The 15194-nt window shown below is 54.5% G+C and carries 13 protein-coding genes; 2 read left to right on the top strand and 11 right to left on the bottom strand.

The window, feature by feature from the left end; genetic code table 11:
• Positions 1-25 precede the first annotated feature (25 nt).
• Complete coding sequence (locus CTZ24_RS02670; protein WP_208724706.1) at positions 26-1036, top strand: luciferase-like monooxygenase; 1011 nt, start codon at positions 26-28, stop codon at positions 1034-1036.
• Between the two features lie 3 nt (positions 1037-1039).
• Here the strand turns inward: CTZ24_RS02670 and CTZ24_RS02665 are convergent, their stop codons facing one another.
• Positions 1040-1954 (bottom strand): AraC family transcriptional regulator, encoded by a 915-nt coding sequence (locus CTZ24_RS02665; protein ID WP_021185749.1) that lies wholly within the window; start codon positions 1952-1954, stop codon positions 1040-1042.
• A gap of 183 nt (positions 1955-2137) precedes the next feature.
• On the opposite strand from CTZ24_RS02665, the gene CTZ24_RS02660 reads away from it, so the two are divergent.
• Positions 2138-2884 (top strand): SDR family NAD(P)-dependent oxidoreductase, encoded by a 747-nt coding sequence (locus tag CTZ24_RS02660; RefSeq protein ID WP_208724705.1) that lies wholly within the window; start codon positions 2138-2140, stop codon positions 2882-2884.
• Positions 2885-2943: 59 nt separating this feature from the next.
• Here CTZ24_RS02660 and CTZ24_RS02655 read toward each other — a convergent pair whose 3' ends face one another.
• The 10 genes from CTZ24_RS02655 to rimP all read right to left on the bottom strand — a co-directional run bounded on the left by CTZ24_RS02655 (position 2944) and on the right by rimP (position 14986).
• The gene (locus tag CTZ24_RS02655; RefSeq protein ID WP_208724704.1) at positions 2944-4857 is read right to left on the bottom strand and encodes a DEAD/DEAH family ATP-dependent RNA helicase; all 1914 of its coding nucleotides are present in this window, start codon (positions 4855-4857) and stop codon (positions 2944-2946) included.
• 16 nt (positions 4858-4873) lie between these two features.
• Entirely contained in the window at positions 4874-4930 is a 57-nt protein-coding gene (yrbN, locus tag CTZ24_RS26895; protein WP_100229640.1) for a protein YrbN, read from the bottom strand.
• A gap of 105 nt (positions 4931-5035) precedes the next feature.
• Complete coding sequence (gene nlpI, locus CTZ24_RS02645) at positions 5036-5920, bottom strand: lipoprotein NlpI (RefSeq protein ID WP_021185746.1); 885 nt, start codon at positions 5918-5920, stop codon at positions 5036-5038.
• 132 nt (positions 5921-6052) lie between these two features.
• On the bottom strand, positions 6053-8191 hold the full coding sequence (gene pnp, locus CTZ24_RS02640; RefSeq protein ID WP_021185745.1) for a polyribonucleotide nucleotidyltransferase: 2139 nt from the start codon (positions 8189-8191) through the stop codon (positions 6053-6055).
• A 309-nt stretch (positions 8192-8500) separates the two neighbouring features.
• Entirely contained in the window at positions 8501-8770 is a 270-nt protein-coding gene (rpsO, locus tag CTZ24_RS02635) for a 30S ribosomal protein S15 (protein WP_013507704.1), read from the bottom strand.
• A 123-nt stretch (positions 8771-8893) separates the two neighbouring features.
• The gene (gene truB, locus CTZ24_RS02630) at positions 8894-9838 is read right to left on the bottom strand and encodes a tRNA pseudouridine(55) synthase TruB (RefSeq protein ID WP_208724703.1); all 945 of its coding nucleotides are present in this window, start codon (positions 9836-9838) and stop codon (positions 8894-8896) included.
• Complete coding sequence (gene rbfA / locus CTZ24_RS02625) at positions 9838-10245, bottom strand: 30S ribosome-binding factor RbfA (protein ID WP_013507702.1); 408 nt, start codon at positions 10243-10245, stop codon at positions 9838-9840. Before rbfA ends, truB begins: the two co-directional genes overlap by 1 nt.
• Positions 10246-10310: 65 nt before the next feature.
• Positions 10311-13004, bottom strand: coding sequence for a translation initiation factor IF-2 (gene infB / locus CTZ24_RS02620; RefSeq protein WP_021185743.1), 2694 nt, complete (start codon positions 13002-13004; stop codon positions 10311-10313).
• Positions 13005-13021: 17 nt separating this feature from the next.
• A complete protein-coding gene (gene nusA / locus CTZ24_RS02615) occupies positions 13022-14509 on the bottom strand; it encodes a transcription termination factor NusA (RefSeq protein ID WP_021185742.1) in 1488 nt (495 codons plus the stop codon).
• Between the two features lie 24 nt (positions 14510-14533).
• Positions 14534-14986 (bottom strand): ribosome maturation factor RimP, encoded by a 453-nt coding sequence (rimP, locus tag CTZ24_RS02610; RefSeq protein ID WP_021185741.1) that lies wholly within the window; start codon positions 14984-14986, stop codon positions 14534-14536.
• Positions 14987-15194: the final 208 nt, after the last annotated feature.

Below are 15194 nucleotides of genomic sequence, written 5' to 3'. Positions count from 1 at the left end.
TGCGCCATACTTATTTGGAGTGCCCATGTCTGAGAAAAAAACAGTTCGCCTGTCCGTGCTGGATCTGGCTCCTATTCCACAGGGTTCAACGCCCCGCGATGCGTTCCAGAATTCGCTGGCATTGGCCCGTCAGGCTGAAGCCCTTGGCTTTCATCGCTACTGGTTGGCAGAGCACCACAATATGACCGGCATTGCCAGCGCGGCAACCTCCGTATTGATTGGTTATCTGGCTGCCAACACCGAAACCCTGCGCCTCGGCTCCGGCGGCATTATGCTGCCGAACCATTCACCGTTGGTGATCGCCGAACAGTTTGGCACCCTGGAGGCGCTCTATCCGGGACGTATCGATTTAGGGCTGGGCCGTGCGCCGGGTTCCGACCAGCGTACTATGCTGGCGCTGCGTCGCCATCTGTCGAGCGCACAGGCCGACAGCTTCCCCGATGATGTCGTTGAGCTGCTGAACTGGTTTGATGCTGAGGTGGGTGAATGTCCACCGGTTCAACCGGTGCCCGGCCTGTGCTCAAAAATTCCGGTCTGGCTGCTGGGTTCCAGTCTTTACAGCGCCCAGTTGGCCGCACAGCTTGGCTTGCCATTTGCCTTTGCCTCGCATTTTGCCCCGGATCTGCTGCTCCAGGCATTGCACCTGTACCGTGAGAAGTTCCAGCCATCAGCGCGTCTGGAAAAACCTTACGCAATGGTGTGCGTCAATGTGGTGGCCGCCGATAGCGAACGTAATGCGCGCTTCCTGTTTACCTCAATGCAGCAGCAATTTATCAATCTGCGTCGCGGTAAACCGGGTCCACTCCCGGCACCAGTGGAGAATATGGACAACTTATGGTCGCCGTCAGAGCAGTACGGCGTGCAGCAAGCACTCAGCATGTCGATCGTCGGAGATAGCGATAAAGTTCGCCACGGCCTCGCGGCGCTGGTGCGCGAAACTCAGGCGGATGAAATCATGGTGAATGGCCAGATTTTCGATCCGCAGGCACGCCTTCGCTCCTTCGCTATCGCGATGGAAGCCGCTCGCTCGCTGTAACGGTTATTGCGGTGGGTACGCTTCCTGGCCCACCGCCATCTGACGGATATCCCGTCCCGGAGACTGGCCATAGAATCGGCTGTATTCACGGCTGAACTGTGAAGCGCTTTGATATCCCACCCGATAGCCCGCCGTTCCGGCATCCAGTTTTTCCATCAACATCAGACGCCGCGCTTCATTCAGACGCAGCTGCTTTTGATACTGCATTGGCGTCATGGCAGTGACCGATTTGAAGTGATGGTGCAGTGACGAAATGCTCATGCCTACGTTGCTTGCCAGCTGATCCATCTTTAACGGCTGATGAAAGTTTTCCCGCAACCAACGCGCAGCGCGCGCCACTTTGTTACCCGGACGTTCTGCCAGCGCCATATTCAGAATGCGCGGCCCTTCCGGCCCGGTCAGCAGACGATAAAAAATCTCCTGCTCAATTAACGGTGCCAGCGCCGCGATGTCCTGTGGCTGATCCAGCAGTTCAATCAGGCGAATGACCGCATCCACTAACGGCGGGGCCACTTTATGCACCGTGATGCCACGCTCATTGGTGGTGGCGGCGGCTACCTGATGCAACGGAAAGTGCTCCAGATAACGCATCAGACGTGCCTCATTGATGGTGATGCCCACCCCCAGATTGGGTTTCTCCTCCGTCGCCATCACCACGCAGGATTGCACAGCCATATCCAGCGTCACCAACAACAAATCGCCCGCCCCGTAATGCATCACATCCTCTCCCATGCGCAGCGCTTTCTGTCCCTGCGCGACCAGCGCAAAGCTGGCCCAGGTGGCAACATGCGTCAGGCTGGTGGGTCTGGAACTGCGGCCAAAAGAGAGAAAATCGATAGCACTGTGGTGACGGCCATCAGCCGGGGCGTGGCGGGCTATCATGGCAACCAGTTGCTGCCACTGTTCCTGATGAATCATGCGTTGGGCGCTCCGCGATGAAAGATCGTCAAGTCGCTATTCTAACCTGGCGTGGTTGTTACGCCTGCTCCCTGGGATGGAGATTTGCAGGATCGTGCAAAAAGCTTGCAGGATTGCGCTACCGGTAGATTGTATGGACAGCGCATTCTTATGCTTCCCCGAAACCTCAGGTGGAGAGACACAATGAAAGCACTTGAAGGCAAAATTGCGCTGGTGACGGGCGCTTCGAAAGGCATTGGTGCCGCCATTGCCATGACTTTCGCGGCGGCCGGCGCCCGGGTGGTAGTGAATTATCGTCAGGATGAAGTCGGCGCAGCTGACGTGGTGACGGATATCCGTGCTCTGGGTAGCGATGCCATCGCCGTGCAGGCTGATGTCTCGCGTGAAGCTGATGTTGCACGGCTCTTTGCTACCGCCATTGATCAATTCGGCGCCCCGGACATCGTGGTGAACAACGCAGGCATTTTTCATCATGGTGATTTCACCGCGCTGAGTGTCGTTGAGATGCAGCAACAGCTGAATGTAAACCTGTTCGGCACGCTTCTGGTTTGCCAGCGAGCAGCACAGCATTTTCCGTCACGCGGTGGTTGCATCATCAACCTGAGTGCGTTGAATAGCCAGCGCAGCACGCCCGGTTCAGTGCTGTGGGCCGCCACCAAAGGCGCGATCGATACCCTGACACAGGGTCTGGCACGAGAACTTGGGCCGCGTAATATCCGCGTCAATGCCCTGGCCCCAGGCATTATCCTGACCGAAGGTTTACTGGCGGCGAAGAAGATGCACCCGGAACTGAAAGCACAGTTAATTGCAGCAACACCGCTGGGACGCTTTGGCTTACCGGAGGATGTGGCGCAGGTCGCGCTGTTCCTCGCATCGGAGGAGTCTGCCTATGTCAGCGGCGAACGGGTGCTGATTGCTGGCGGCGTGTAGGAAATAGGAAAAAAAATGGGACGCCGAGGCGTCCCATTTTGTTATTCAGCGTTTATCGCTTAGATATCACGACGACGCGGTGCTGCTGCACCCGCTTCTTCGCGACGAGGGCCACGGTTACCTTCACGGCTGAAACGGCCACCTTCACGACGTTCAGAGAAACGACGACCGCCTTCACGACCTTCACCACGCGGTGCGCCACCTTCACGGTTACCACCGCGACGCTCACCACCGAAGTCACGACCACCGCCACGACGTTCGCTACGCTCACCGCGCTCAAACGGCTGTGCGTCGCCCAGCAACTGCATATTCATCGGTTTGTTCAGAATACGCGTGCGGGTGAAGTGTTGCAGAACTTCGCCCGGCATGCCTTTCGGCAGCTCGATAGTAGAGTGAGAAGCAAACAGCTTGATGTTACCGATGTAACGGCTGCTGATGTCACCTTCGTTAGCGATCGCGCCCACGATATGACGAACTTCAACACCATCATCACGGCCCACTTCAATGCGGTACAGCTGCATTTCGCCCACATCACGACGCTCACGACGCGGACGGTCGCCATCACGGCTGTCACGCGGACCACGAGAATCGCGAGAGTCACGGGAATCACGACGATCATCACGATCACGGAATTCACGACGCGGCGGACGCGGTGCATCAGCAGGTACGATCAGAGGACGTTCGCCCTGAGCCATTTTCAGCAGTGCCGCAGCCAGGGTTTCGATATCCAGATCTTCTTCCGGCTGCATTTTGCTCAGCAGGGCACGGTACATTTCCAGATCGCTGCTTTCCAGCTGCTGCTGAACTTTCGCCGCGAATTTAGCCAGACGACGCTCACCCAGCAACTCAGCATTCGGCAGTTCAACTTCCGGAATGGTCAGCTTCATGGTGCGTTCGATGTTACGCAGCAGACGACGCTCGCGGTTCTCAACGAACAGCAGCGCACGACCTGCACGGCCTGCACGACCGGTACGGCCAATACGGTGAACGTAAGATTCTGCGTCCATCGGGATGTCATAGTTAACAACCAGGCTGATACGCTCAACGTCCAGACCACGGGCAGCAACGTCGGTTGCGATCAGGATGTCGAGACGACCATCTTTCAGACGCTCCAGCGTTTGCTCACGCAGTGCCTGGTTCATGTCGCCGTTCAGTGCTGCGCTGTTGTAACCACTGCGCTCCAGCGCTTCAGCCACTTCCAGCGTTGCGTTTTTGGTACGCACGAAGATGATCGCAGCATCGAAGTCTTCTGCTTCGAGGAAACGCACCAGCGCGTCAGTTTTACGGCCATAAGCGGTCCAGTAAGACTGAGAGATGTCCGGGCGGGTAGTCACGCTGGACTGGATGCGCACTTCCTGCGGATCTTTCATGAAACGCTTGGTGATACGACGAATCGCTTCCGGCATGGTGGCAGAGAACAGAGCGGTCTGATGACCTTCCGGGATCTGCGCCATGATGGTTTCAACGTCTTCAATAAAGCCCATACGCAGCATTTCGTCAGCTTCGTCCAGTACCAGACCACGCAGGTTGGACAGATCAAGCGTACCGCGTTTCAGGTGGTCAAGCAGACGACCCGGGGTGCCCACGACAATTTGCGGGCCCTGACGCAGTGCACGCAGCTGTACGTCATAACGCTGGCCGCCGTACAGGGCCAACACGTTTACGCCACGCATGTGTTTGGAGAATTCAGTTGCTGCTTCAGCAACCTGCACCGCCAGCTCACGGGTCGGTGCCAGCACCAGAATCTGCGGTGCTTTCAAATTTGGATCAATGTTATTCAACAGCGGCAGAGAGAATGCTGCAGTTTTGCCACTACCGGTCTGTGCCATACCCAGCACGTCACGGCCAGCCAGCAGGTGCGGAATGCACTCAGCCTGGATCGGTGACGGCTTGACGTATCCCATGTCGTTAAGAGCAGACAGGATGGATTCGTTCAGGCCCAGATCAGCAAAAGTGGTTTGAATATCAGTCATGTAGTACACGTGCCTCTTAGATTGCGGCGGCCAGTCTACATAACTCGTCATGAAAATTTTCAGTCATTTTCATCGAAAAGTGTGAACCGGCTCAAATTAGAAGTTTCGACGAACAGAAAAGCCCTCATCCCGGAAGATGATGACTTAACGGGTAATTCAGGCAATAAAAGTTCGTCAGCTATTGCTGGTCAGATTCTGATAAATCGTCTTGTGCCTGGCCGAGTTGCGCCAGTTCCAACAATGCGTATCGGTGTTCAACAAAGTTATTAACGTTGTTGGCCACCGCCAGTTTGAACAACGCTTTCGCGTCGTCCTTCTCCCCCAGACTTAGGTAGTACTTACCTAAATAGAAGTTGGTTTCACTGAGATGTTCAGCGAGCGAGGTGTTATCCGTTGCGTCCGCCTTGAGACGTTCCATCAATGTTTTTTCACTGATGTCGCCCAGGTAGAACTCGACAATATTCCATCCCCATTGATCCCGGACCGCTTTGTCGTAACGCTGTTTCAGCGAAACTTTTGCTTTGTCGACATCCATCTCGCGTTCAACGAGGTAGAGCCACAGGCTGCGGAATGGATCATTAGGATCGTCTTGATAAAACGCCAGCAGATCATCTTGCGCTAACTTGTATCGACCGCCGTAATAGAGGGCGATACCACGGTTTAAATGCGCATAGTTGTAAGTTGGATCAAGCTCAAGTACAGAATCAAACGCTTCATAGGCAGCATCAAAATTGCCTGCCTGCGTTAAATATATGCCGAGATAGTTAAACACCTCAGGCATATCCGGTCTGATAGACAGCGCTTGCGAGAAATCGTTCCGCGCTAATGCTCTCAGACCTAAGCTATCATACAACACTCCACGCTCATATAATAGCTGTGCGCGTTCATCATCGGTCAGGGCGCGACTGGCAAGAATTTGTTCCATTCGCGCCAAAATCACTTCCTGCTGCAGTGTGGGCTGCAAAGGTACTGCCAGAACTTCGTTCTTACGCCAATTGGAGTTGCTGCATCCTGCCAGCGTCAAAGCTGTCGCAACAAAACACCAGCGCAAAAAAGGCTTCATTTCCCACTCCCGAATACAAACATTGGGATAACCATCCTGTCATCCGCCTGCTGTGCACAAGGATTCCCGCCCTCGCGATGATACAAACACCTCTCCCCACCAAACGGCAGGGAGAGGCTAATCAGGAAACGCTTACTCGGCGTCAGGTGCATCGGTCGCAGCGGTAGTCTCGACCGCCTGCGGTTTCTGCTCTGTCGCTTCTTTGATGCTCAGACGTACACGGCCCTGACGGTCCACTTCCAGTACTTTAACCGGAACTTCCTGGCCCATCTGCAGATAGTCGGTCACCTTCTCAACGCGCTTGTCAGCGATTTGAGAGATGTGTACCAAACCTTCTTTGCCGCCGCCAATCGCAACAAAGGCACCGAAATCAACGATACGGGTCACTTTACCACTGTAAATGCGGCCCACTTCGATTTCTGCGGTGATCTCTTCGATACGACGAATAGCTTCTTTCGCTTTCAGGCCATCGGTCGCGGCGATCTTCACGGTGCCATCATCTTCGATTTCGATGGTGGTGCCGGTTTCTTCAGTCAGCGCACGAATGACAGAACCGCCTTTACCGATGACATCTTTGATCTTGTCTGCATTGATCTTGATGGTGTAAATACGCGGTGCGAACTCAGAAATCTCCTGACGCGGCGTGCTGATTGCCTGCTCCATCACGCTCAGAATGTGCAGACGCGCACCCTTAGCCTGGTTCAAAGCAACCTGCATGATCTCGCGGGTGATCCCTTCGATTTTGATATCCATCTGCAGCGCGGTCACACCTTCACGGCTACCGGCCACTTTGAAGTCCATGTCGCCGAGGTGATCTTCGTCACCCAGGATGTCAGACAGAACCACAAATTTTTCGTCTTCTTTTACCAGGCCCATCGCGATACCGGCTACGGCAGCTTTGATCGGCACACCAGCATCCATCAGCGCCAGAGAAGCGCCACACACGGAAGCCATAGAAGAAGAACCGTTTGATTCGGTGATTTCAGATACCACACGTACGGTGTACGGGAAATCTTCCTGCTTCGGCATCACCGCCAGCACGCCGCGTTTCGCCAGACGACCGTGACCAATTTCACGACGCTTTGGTGAACCGACCATACCGGTCTCACCCACCGAGTACGGAGGGAAGTTGTAGTGGAACAGGAAGCTGTCGGTACGTTCGCCCATCAGCTCGTCCAGGCTCTGCGCATCACGCGCAGTACCCAGGGTAGCAGTAACCAGCGCCTGAGTTTCACCACGGGTGAACAGCGAAGAACCGTGGGTACGCGGCAGCACGCCAGTGCGCACGTCCAGACCACGAATCATGTCTTTTTCACGGCCATCGATACGCGGTTCGCCGTTCAGAATACGGGTACGTACCACGTTCTTTTCCAGGCTGTGCACGATGTCACCGATTTCAGCGTCATCCAGCGTTTCGTCTTCAGCCAGCAGCGCTGCAATGGTTTCGTCTTTGATAACACCAACCTGAGCGTAACGTTCCTGCTTATCAGTGATGCGGTAAGCATCGCTGATGCGTGCTTCAGCCAGTGCAGCAACGCGTGAAATCAGCGCATCGTTAGCAGGCTCTGGCTGCCAGTCCCAACGCGGTTTACCGGCTTCAGCCACCAGCGCGTTGATGTTTTCGATGACAACCTGCTGCTGGTCGTGGCCGAATACCACCGCACCCAGCATCTGATCTTCAGTCAGGATATCAGCTTCAGATTCCACCATCAGCACGGCGTTCTGTGTACCGGCAACCACCAGATCCAGACGAGATTGTTTGATTTCGTCAGCCGTCGGGTTCAGTACGTATTGATCGTTGATGTAACCAACGCGCGCAGCACCGATCGGGCCGTTGAACGGAATACCAGACAGCGACAGCGCAGCAGAAGCACCGATCATCGCAACGATATCCGGGTTAACCTGTGGGTTAACAGAAACAACGGTAGCGATAACCTGAACTTCGTTAACAAAACCTTCCGGGAACAGCGGGCGAACCGGGCGGTCAATCAGACGCGCGATCAGGGTTTCACCTTCGCTCGGACGGCCTTCACGACGGAAGAAGCTACCCGGGATACGGCCAGCAGCGTAAGTACGCTCCTGATAGTTGACGGTCAACGGGAAGAAGTCCTGACCTGGTTTAGCTTTTTTCTGGCCAACAACGGTTACGAAAACCGCGGTGTCGTCCATGCTTACCATCACAGCAGCGGTGGCCTGGCGTGCCATCATGCCAGTTTCCAGCGTGACGGTATGCTGACCATATTGGAATTTGCGTACGATCGGGTTCAGCAAAATTAAAGTCCTTAACGTCGGGGCAGACCCATCTCAGGCCCGCCGGGGATTACCGATCTTCAGCTGCATCCTCGCGACTAATGACAACCTTTAACCGCCCTTGCGGTAAAGCCTCTCATTAGCCGCGCGAACCTCTGCAAGCGAAGATCACTCTCAGCAACAATACATGAGTTTGGACCGGATTGCTGCCGATTGCTCGAAAAAAGGGGCCATAAAGGCCCCCTTTTCGCGAAACTCGCACAAATCTGATCATCAGATGCGTTTTTTTGCATACTGTCTGCGCTACACCCTTGATCAGATTCTTCAGACTTAGCGACGCAGACCCAGGTTTTCGATCAGGCTGGTGTAGCGTGCAACGTCTTTACGCTTCAGGTAGTCCAGCAGCTTACGACGCTGGGATACCATGCGCAGCAGACCGCGACGGCTGTGGTGGTCTTTTTTGTGCTCAGAGAAGTGACCCTGCAGGTGGTTAATCTGAGCAGTCAGCAGAGCAACCTGAACTTCAGTTGAACCGCTGTCGTTAGCACCACGACCGTATTTGGCAACGATCTCTGCTTTAGCTTCTACGCTTAGAGACATAATAAACTCCAGTTATTAATGAATGTATGGGTGCCGATCTCTAATTCAGCAGCCCGCTTTTAAAGCCGCGCTATTCTACTCTTCGCCCAGCGGCAACGCAAATACCCCGTTGGGCGAACCGCATTATTGCGGAAATTCTACCACCAGACGGCGTGGCGCAACACGCAGTCGCTCGTCAATCTCTGCCATACCGATAAATTTACGCGCTTCGCCTTCCGTGACTCGCACCAGGCCCGCCGCAGGTACCCCTTCGGCCTGCACCGGCTGGCCCAGCTTAAAGAAAGCGGCAACGGCATCGGGCAGATTCACTTCCGGAAAATCCGCAGCCGGGCTATCCATCGGTAACAAGAGCGGATCGAGCAGTTCAGCAGGCGCGATTTCTGCCGCTGTGGCTTGTTCCAACAACGCTTGCAACTGCTCAAGCGTGACCATTTTCTCTGCCGGATAGCGGGAAACCTGCAAACGACGCAGCATGATCACATGGGCACCACAACCGAGTTTCTCGCCGAGGTCGTCGATGATGGTCCGAATATAGGTACCTTTAGAGCAGTGGATTTCCAGCTCCAGCTCATCCCCTTCCCAGCGAATAAACAGCAGTTCATACACGGTGATGGGACGGGCATCACGCTCAACGGTAATCCCCTGGCGTGCATACTCATACAACGGACGCCCCTGATGCTTCAGCGCCGAAAACATGGTCGGCACCTGCTGGGTATCGCCACGAAAACTTTCCAGTGCCGCATCCAGCTCAGCCTGAGTAAAGCTGACCGGACGGGTTTCGACCACATTGCCGTCGGCATCAGAGGTATCGGTACGTTCACCCAGGCGAGCAATCACCCGGTAACGCTTATCCGAATCCAGCAGATACTGCGAAAACTTGGTGGCCTCACCGAGACAGATGGGCAGCATGCCGGTTGCCAGCGGATCCAGCGCGCCGGTGTGGCCCGCTTTGTTCGCATTAAAGATGCGTTTTACTTTTTGCAGCACGTCGTTAGAGGACGCACCCTGATGCTTATCCAGCAGCAATACACCATGCACATCGCGACCGCGACGACGAGGACGACTCATCAATCCTCCTTGTCGTCGTCCGTTGCATGATCGCCACGGCGTTCAGCATCATTTTTGACAACGTTGGTGACCAGGTTTGACATGCGCATACCTTCGATCAACGAGTTGTCATAGAAGAAGGTCAGCTCGGGCACAATGCGCAGACGCATCGCTTTACCGACTAAAGTACGGATATAACCTGAAGCCTCTTTGAGTGCCTTCAGACCGTTTTTCACCGCTTCTTCGTCTTTATCATTCAAAAAAGTGACAAACACTTTGGCATAAGCCAGATCGCGTGACACTTCAACGCCAGAAACCGTCACCATCATACCAAGGCGCGGATCTTTAATTTCGCGTTGCAGGATGATTGCGATCTCTTTCTGCAATTCCTGTGAAACGCGCTGTGGGCGGCCAAATTCTTTCGCCATTATGCTTTCTCCCAAATAATTCGGGAGGCCAGCGGCCTCCCAAATTGCAACACATCAGATGATGATCAATCGATGGTGCGTTTAACTTCAATCACTTCAAAGACTTCGATCATATCGCCGACACGAACGTCGTTGTAGTTCTTCACGCCGATACCACACTCCATGCCGTTACGCACTTCGTTAACATCGTCTTTGAAGCGACGCAGGGATTCCAGCTCGCCTTCATAGATAACAACGTTGTCGCGCAGAACACGGATCGGGTTGTGACGTTTGATGTTGCCTTCGGTAACCATACAGCCCGCGATCGCACCAAATTTCGGTGACTTGAACACATCACGAACTTCAGCCAGACCAATGATCTGCTGTTTGTATTCCGGAGCCAGCATGCCGCTCATCGCCGCTTTCACTTCGTCAATCAGGTTATAGATGACGGAGTAGTAACGCAGGTCCACGCTTTCCGCTTCAATTACGCGACGAGCCGAAGCATCAGCACGCACGTTGAAGCCGAGGATGATCGCGTTGGAAGCCGCAGCCAGCGTCGCGTCGGTTTCGGTGATACCACCTACACCCGAACCGATAATCTTCACCTTCACTTCGTCGGTGGAGAGTTTCAGCAGGGAGTCGGAGATCGCTTCCACAGAGCCCTGTACGTCGGATTTCAGTACGATGTTCAGCTCGGACACTTCGCCTTCGGTCATGTTGGCGAACATGTTCTCCAGCTTAGATTTCTGCTGACGCGCCAGTTTCACTTCGCGGAATTTACCCTGACGATACAAAGCAACTTCACGCGCTTTCTTCTCGTCACGGACCACGGTGGCTTCATCACCCGCAGCCGGAACACCGGACAGACCGAGGATTTCGACCGGAATTGACGGACCAGCAGCCAACACTTCACGGCCCAGCTCGTCACGCATCGCACGCACACGGCCATATTCGAAGCCGCACAGCACGATATCGCCTTTATTCAGGGTACCTTCACGCACCAGAACGGTAGCGACCGGACCACGACCTTTGTCGAGGAACGATTCAATCACCACGCCGCTTGCCATACCTTCACGGATAGCAGTCAGTTCCAGAACTTCCGCTTGCAGCAGAATTGCGTTCAGCAGGTCATCAATGCCGGTACCGGCTTTCGCAGAAACGTTGACGAACATGTTCTCGCCGCCCCACTCTTCCGGGATGATACCGTACTGAGTCAGCTCGTTCTTAACGCGATCCGGATCGGCTTCTGGTTTGTCGATCTTGTTCACGGCAACCACAACCGGCACACCGGCCGCTTTCGCGTGCTGGATAGCTTCAATGGTCTGCGGCATCACGCCGTCATCCGCGGCCACGACCAGGATAACGATATCCGTTGCCTGTGCACCACGCGCACGCATCGCGGTAAACGCGGCGTGGCCCGGGGTATCCAGGAAGGTGATCATGCCGTTTTCGGTTTCAACGTGGTAAGCACCGATATGCTGGGTAATGCCGCCCGCTTCGCCTGAGGCGACTTTGGTGGAGCGGATGTAGTCCAGCAGTGAGGTTTTACCGTGGTCAACGTGACCCATGATAGTCACGACCGGTGCGCGGCTTTCCTGCGCAGCATCGGTATCACGATCGTCCATCACCGCTTCTTCCAGCTCATTCTCACGGCGCAGGATCACTTTGTGACCCATCTCTTCCGCAACCAGCTGGGCAGTTTCCTGGTCGATAACCTGGTTAATGGTCGCCATAGCGCCCATCTTCATCATGGCTTTGATGACCAGTGAACCTTTCACGGCCATTTTGTTAGCCAATTCTGAAACGGTGATGGTTTCACCGATGATAACATCACGGTTCACTGCCTGAGCTGGCTTGTTAAAGCCTTGTTGCAGGGAGCTCGGTTTGCGATGTTTACCGCCTTTACCACCACGAACAGCGGCGCGCGCTTCTTCACGGTCAGTTTTGGCTTCAGAATGCTTGTTGCCTTTCTTGGCAGGGCGAGCAGCTTTAGTGGTGCGGCCACGGCCACGACCGCCTTCAACTTCGCGATCGTTTTCATCTTCAGCCTGGCGGGCATGGGTCGAGGTGGTGACGTGATAGTCGCCTTTATCCTCTTCTTCCGGTTTTTCCCACTCAGCAGCTTTTTCTTCTGCCAGACGGCGGGCTTCTTCAGCCGCACGTCGTGCGTTTTCTTCCAGCTTACGGCGCGCTTCTTCTTCGGCTTTACGCTTCAGTTCTGCGGCTTCGGCTTCACGACGGGCCTTATCAGAATTCGCGGCTTTGGTTAGTTCGTCGGTAGGTTGATTAGTCACTTTGTCATTTTCCGCTGCTTCACGCTTCGCCTTGTCAGCGGCTTCGCGCTTGGCTTTTTCTTCGGCTTCACGTTGCGCTTTTTGTTCAGCTTCGCGACGGGCTTGTTCTTCCGCCTCGCGACGCGCCTTCTCTTCCGCTTCACGCTGCGCCTCGGCTTCAGCTTCAGCCTGAGCCTGCGCTTCGGCTTCTGCATCACCCTTCACATAGGTGCGCTTTTTGCGGACTTCGATTTGCACCGACTTACTTTTACCCCCGGTGCCAGGAATATTCAAGGTGCTGCGAGTTTTACGTTGCAGCGTCAGTTTACCTGAACCGGCCTGACCATGTTCACGATTCAGGTGGGACAATAAGGTTTCTTTCTCTTGCTGGGTCACCGCGTCATTCTCAGACTTACGGATCCCCGCATCAGCAAATTGCTGTACCAGGCGATCTACCGGAGTCTGAATTTCGGCGGCCAGCGATTTTACGGTTACATCTGTCATGCTGTTCCTTCCTGTAATTATGCGTCATCGCCGAACCAGCAGATATTACGCGCGGCCATGATCAGCGCGCCGGCTTTCTCATCATCCAGCCCTTCGATATCTGTCAGATCGTCGACACCTTGCTCGGCAAGATCTTCCAGCGTGCAAACGCCAATCGCTGCCAGACGGTAAGCCATCGCACGATCCAGACCCTCGAGATTCAGCAGATCCTCAGCAGGCTCCTGATTGCCACGGCTCTCTTCTTTCGCCAGTGCCAGGGTAGTTAACGCATTTTTTGCTCGTTCACGCAGGGCTTCTACCGTGTCTTCATCGAGGCCGTCAATTTCCAGCAGCTCGTTGATCGGTACATATGCCAGCTCTTCAAGAGAAGAGAAGCCCTCTTCCACCAGAATGGTGGCAAACTCTTCGTCGATGTCGAGATGTTTGGTGAACATATCGATGGCCGCGTGGGCTTCAGCCTGATGCTTCGCCTGCAGGTCATCGACGGTCATTACGTTCAGTTCCCAACCGCTCAGCTGGGAAGCCAGACGTACGTTTTGGCCGTTACGGCCGATCGCCTGAGCCAGATTGCCAGCTTCAACAGCGATATCCATGGTGTGATTGTCTTCATCCACCACAATTGACGCTACATCAGCCGGAGCCATAGCGTTGATGACGAACTGTGCCGGGTTATCGTCCCACAGCACGATATCGATACGCTCGCCACCCAGTTCGCTGGAGACAGCCTGCACGCGAGCGCCACGCATACCTACGCAGGCACCCACCGGATCGATACGTTTGTCATTGGTTTTCACCGCGATTTTGGCGCGAGAACCGGGATCACGCGCTGCCGCTTTGATCTCAATAACTTCTTCGCCAATTTCCGGTACTTCGATGCGGAACAGTTCGATCAGCATTTCCGGCTTCGAACGGGTCACGAACAGCTGTGCACCACGCGCTTCCGGACGCACGGCATACAACACACCGCGAATACGGTCGCCAGGGCGGAAGTTTTCACGCGGCAGCATATCTTCACGCACGATGACTGCTTCAGCATTGCTGCCGAGATCCAGCGTGATGTTGTCGCGGTTCACTTTCTTCACCACGCCAGTGATGATGTCGCCTTCCTGCTCGCGGAACTGATCCACCACCATCGCGCGTTCAGCTTCGCGCACTTTCTGCACGATAACCTGCTTCGCCGTCTGGGTGGTGATACGGTCAAACGTGACCGATTCAATCTGATCTTCAACAAAATCGCCCAGATTGAATGCTTCATCTTCGAAGCGGGCTGCTTCCAGCGTGATCTCGCGAGTCGGCTGCGTCACTTCATCAACAATCAGCCAGCGACGGAAAGTATCGAAATCGCCACTACGGCGGTCAATGCTGACACGCACGTCGATTTCCTGCTCATACTTCTTTTTGGTCGCAGTGGCCAAAGCGCTCTCCAGCGCTTCGAAGATTTTCTCACGCGGCAGGGCTTTTTCGTTAGAAACGGCTTCTACTACAGCTAAGATCTCTTTGTTCATCCTGGTTAGCCTCAATCCGGACTTTTAAAAGTGGGGGACCAGGTTCGCTTTCTGAATGTTGCTCAGCGCGAACACTTCATCCTTACCCTCAACGGTTACCGTGATCATCTCGCCTTCGACAGACTTAATGATGCCCTGCCATTTACGGCGGTTCTGCACGGCCATACGCAGTACCAGACTTACCTCTTCACCGGCAAAACGCGCGTAGTGTTCAGCAGTAAAAAGAGGACGGTCAAGACCCGGTGAGGAAACTTCAAGGTTGTAAGCCACGGTGATGGGATCTTCCACATCCATCACAGCGCTGACCTGGTGGCTGACATCGGCGCAATCATCAACATTGATACCCTCTTCACTATCAATATAGATGCGCAAGGTTGATGTGCGACCACGAATAAATTCGATACCGACCAATTCGTAGCCAAGCGCTTCTACCGGAGCAGAGATCAACTCTGTCAATTTTTGCTCTAATGTGGACAAGCCCACCCCCAAGACATAAAAAAAGGGCCTAATAGCCCAGTGTTGCGATTTCCTGATAACAAAAAACCCCGAAAAATCGGGGCTTTTTGTGACTGGACCCTGTATGCCGCGATGCGGCTCGGAGCACAATCCAGAAGAATTTTTTTCAAAACTCACTGCGAATGCGTCCGTCGATGCATACAGTATATTTGAAAAAGAACTCTAAGGG

The sequence above is a fragment of the Pantoea phytobeneficialis genome (assembly GCF_009728735.1).
In the GTDB taxonomy this organism is placed as follows: Bacteria; Pseudomonadota; Gammaproteobacteria; order Enterobacterales; family Enterobacteriaceae; genus Pantoea; species Pantoea phytobeneficialis.
This window is presented reverse-complemented; position numbering and strand designations above follow the sequence as displayed.